At 38.7% G+C, this 2188-nt stretch carries 4 protein-coding genes; all 4 read left to right on the forward strand.

Features of this window, described 5'->3' with window-relative positions; all coding sequences use genetic code 11:
• Window positions 1-543, forward strand: a 543-nt coding sequence (locus ACKI2W_RS07745) for a DEAD/DEAH box helicase (RefSeq protein ID WP_407380869.1), incomplete at its 5' end; no start/stop codon positions are given.
• A gap of 1 nt (window position 544) precedes the next feature.
• Entirely contained in the window at window positions 545-1033 is a 489-nt protein-coding gene (locus ACKI2W_RS07750) for a CDP-alcohol phosphatidyltransferase family protein (RefSeq protein ID WP_407380871.1), read from the forward strand.
• Between the two features lie 46 nt (window positions 1034-1079).
• Window positions 1080-1622 (forward strand): hypothetical protein, encoded by a 543-nt coding sequence (locus tag ACKI2W_RS07755; RefSeq protein WP_407380873.1) that lies wholly within the window; start codon window positions 1080-1082, stop codon window positions 1620-1622.
• A partial coding sequence (locus tag ACKI2W_RS07760; protein WP_407380875.1) for an FAD-binding protein occupies window positions 1616-2188 on the forward strand: 573 nt, incomplete at its 3' end. The genes ACKI2W_RS07755 and ACKI2W_RS07760, both read left to right, overlap by 7 nt.

A 2188-nucleotide genomic window follows, 5' to 3' on the forward strand; every position in this document is an offset into this window, starting at 1 on the left:
AAGCCGAAGATTTCCGAGTCAGGAAAGATGGAGCTTCTGGTTGAGATTCTAACTAACATTTTGGATAACGGTGAAAAAGTGATAATATTTACCCAGTACGTTGAGATGGGAAAAATCATTCAGGATCTGATTTCCAAAAAGTTCAAAACTGAAGTTCTCTTTTTACATGGGTCACTCTCTTTAAAGGAAAAGACCCGCATAATTGATGATTTTCAGGAAAATGATGACTACAAGATATTCGTTGCAACCCTTAAAACCGGAGGAACAGGTCTTAATTTAACGGCTGCCCAGAATGTTATTCATTATGATTTGTGGTGGAATCCTGCAGTGGAAAACCAGGCAACCGACAGGGTCCACAGAATCGGCCAGGAAAAGGATGTGATGGTATATAGGTTCATCACCAAAGGCACCCTTGAGGAGACGATTGACGAGATAAGCAAGCACAAGGTAGACCTAGCAAGCAAATCCATTGTAAATGATGAGGCATTTTTAACCGAAATGACTAATGAGGAGCTTAAAAGCGTGCTTTCATTGAGGATTTAATATGAACAGATTGATGATTAATGCCATAACCTGCTTCAGAATACTTCTTGGATTATTGTTCATGTACTGCGTTCTTTCTGATTTGAATACGATTTATCTGATTGCTATTTTCATATTGACCGCACTGTCTGATGTCAGTGACGGATGGCTTTCAAGAAAATACGGCCTTTCATCCGATGATGGGGCGAAACTGGATGTGGTATGTGATTTTATTTTTATCATGATTTCAACATTTTCGCTGGTTTTGACTAATCTTGTTCCTGCATGGTTTCTCGCTGTGATAATCCTGAAGCTCGTTGAATTTTTCAAAACATCTGATGATGCCTTGAGATATGAGAAATTCGGCCATTTTGTTGCGCTGATGTTTTACGTGCTGCCGATATTGGCCGTTTTATTGAATGACAGCTTTATAATTCTGGTATTGTCTGTATTCATCACGATTTGTGCCGTGATTTCTTCCGCTTTGAGAATTCATCAAAAATTTTATTAATTTTCACGTTAATAAATTAATCCAGATATAACTAAAACGTGATTCGATGATTTCTCTTAGAAAAATAAACACTCTGCTTGTAATTGTCATTGCCGTAATGCTTTTAAATCACGGCCTAATGTCATTACTCTATTTATATGGAATTATCGCTTATTGTCCTGATTTTAAAATAACCGGAAGACGGCTCTTTTATCCGGTGGTGGCCCACATTATAATCAGCCTCTATCTTTACTTTAAAGACAAATCCGGTGCGCTTAAAAAGTATTCTGATTTAAACTCAGATACCGTTTATCAGATGATTTCAGGAATTTTCATAATCATTTTTGCGGCTTTCCATATTGTGGGATACTCCATCGGTTCAATCACAGATATGGATTTATATCACTTTTTAATTGACATTCTTCTTTTCGCATCAATTGCAGTGCATCTTAATGTTTCAATTCCAAAATTCATGATATCATTAGGTTTTCTTGAGGGAAAGGATGCTCATATGAATTTCAAAGGAAAGCTGAATTATGTTGTGGTGGTTGTTTTTCTCATTTTTCTTGTTGCAGAAGTCATATATTATCTTGGAGGCATATTATGGTAGACATTATCGTGGTGGGATCAGGAATTGCAGGTCTTGCAGCATCAGTCAATGCGGCGGATATGGGTGCAGACGTGTCATTAATATCACCGGATTATTGCGAACGCTCACAGTCAGTTATGGCAATGGGCGGAATCAACGCTGCATTGAACACGAAAGGTGAAAACGACTCTGTTCGGGAGCATTTCACAGACACGATAAAAGGGGGATGTGAAATAAACAACACAAAAGCCGTGGATATGCTAACTCATGACGCTCCTGAAATAATTGACTGGCTTTCCCGATTGGGAACCAGCTTCACCCGTGACGGCGAGGGAAATGTTGATTTGAGAAACTTCGGAGGCCAAAAGAAAAAAAGAACAGCCTATGCAGGTTCAAGAACAGGAAAGCAGATTGTATCTGCTTTAGTAAACGCATGCAGAAAAGGGCAGTCTGAAGGAAAAATAAAGCGTTTTGTCGGCTTTCGCTTTTTGTCACTGGTTTTTACAGATAAAAATGAATGCTGCGGTGTCAACTGCATACATGAAGACACGCAGGAGATAAAATCATTTACCGGTGATGCGGTAATC

Origin of the sequence: Methanobrevibacter sp. (genome assembly GCF_045603845.1) — an archaeon.
Taxonomy (GTDB): domain Archaea; phylum Methanobacteriota; class Methanobacteria; order Methanobacteriales; family Methanobacteriaceae; genus Methanocatella.

Coding starts and splice junctions, on each gene's coding strand:
- ACKI2W_RS07750 (WP_407380871.1), top strand. CDS start 545: ATGAACAGATTGATGATTAATGCCATAACCTGCTTCAGAATACTTCTT.
- ACKI2W_RS07755 (WP_407380873.1), top strand. CDS start 1,080: ATGATTTCTCTTAGAAAAATAAACACTCTGCTTGTAATTGTCATTGCC.